Annotated in this window: 1 protein-coding gene and 1 pseudogene; one reads left to right on the top strand and one right to left on the bottom strand. The window is 74.6% G+C overall.

Annotated elements, in window-relative coordinates; genetic code table 11:
• Nucleotides 1–304: pseudogene (locus NWP09_RS12895) on the top strand (hypothetical protein); the annotation flags it as partial.
• Between the two features lie 3 nt (nt 305–307).
• On the opposite strand, the gene sucB reads toward NWP09_RS12895, so the two are convergent.
• Nucleotides 308–1,283 (bottom strand): 2-oxoglutarate dehydrogenase, E2 component, dihydrolipoamide succinyltransferase (gene sucB, locus NWP09_RS12890; RefSeq protein ID WP_258275896.1); only part of this gene is annotated, 976 nt, incomplete at its 5' end.

Genomic DNA, 1,283 nt, shown 5'->3' with positions numbered 1-1,283 from the left:
GGTCACGGACGAGCGCGGTGCGCGCAGCGGCGACCCGGTCGCGGGCGCCGCCGCGCTGCTCGCCGAGCGCGAGGCGTGCCTCGACGCGGGCGACGCGGCGTGCCTCGTCGGCCTGCACGAGCCCGGGAGCCCGCAGCTCACGGCGGAGTCGCCGTGGCGCATGCCCGACGACGGCACGCTCGAGCCCGTGCAGCAGCTCGGGGACGCGTGGCTCCTGCGCGTGGTCTCGGACGACGAACCGGCCTCGGTGCTCGTGATGAGCACCGAGGCCGGTTGGATGCTGCGCGACGCCTGGTCGGGCTGAGGCTCAGACCTCGAACGCGCCCGACTCGAGCCGCGCCTTGACCTGGCCCAGGTAGCGGGCCGCGTCGGCGCCGTCGATGATGCGGTGGTCGTACGACAGCGCGAGGTACACCATCGAGCGCACCGCGATCGAGTCCTGCCCGTCGACCGTGACGACGACCGGCCGCTTGACGACCGTGCCGACCCCGAGGATCGCGCGCTGCGGCTGGAACACCACGGGCGTGTCGAAGAGCGCGCCGCGCGAGCCGGTGTTCGTGAGCGTGAACGTGCCGCCGGCGAGCTCGTCGGGCTTGAGCTGGTTGTCGCGCGTGCGCTGGGCGAGATCGGCGATCTCGGCCGTGAGCTCGCGGATGCTCTTGGACGACGCGTCGCGGATGACCGGCGTGAGCAGGCCCCGCTCGGTGTCGACGGCCATCGCGAGGTTCTCGGTCGCCGGGTACGTGATCGTCTCGCCGTCGTCCGTCGCGTTGATGAGCGGGTGCGACGTGAGCGCCTCGACCGCGGCCTGCGTGAAGAACGGCAGGAAGGTGAGCTTGTGGCCCGTCTCCTGCTGGAACGCGGCCTTCTTCGCCTCGCGCAGCTGCGCGACCTTCGTCACGTCGACCTCGACCACCGTGGTGAGCTGGGCGAGGGTCTGCATCGACTCGACCGCGCGCTTGGCGACGACCTTGCGGAGGCGGGAGAGCGGCGCGGTCGTGCCGCGCAGCGGCGAGACCTCGACCGGCGCGGGAGCCGCGGCGGCGGGCGCCGCCTCGTTCGGCGCGGCGGCCGGCTTCGCCTCGGCGGCGGCCAGCACGTCCTCCTTGCGGATGCGGCCGCCCACGCCCGTGCCGGTCACCGACGCGAGGTCGACGCCGCGCTCGTTCGCGAGCTTGCGCACGATCGGGGTGACGTAGACGCCCGACGCGCCGGACGCCGCGGGCTGCGCCGGGGCCGGTGCGGACGGCGCGGCAGGTGCCGCGGGAGCAGCGGGCTGGGCC

The sequence above is a fragment of the Agrococcus sp. HG114 genome (assembly GCF_024723325.1).
Classification (GTDB): domain Bacteria; phylum Actinomycetota; class Actinomycetes; order Actinomycetales; family Microbacteriaceae; genus Agrococcus.
Note: the sequence above shows the minus strand (reverse complement) of the source record. Positions and strands in the feature narration are given on the sequence as shown.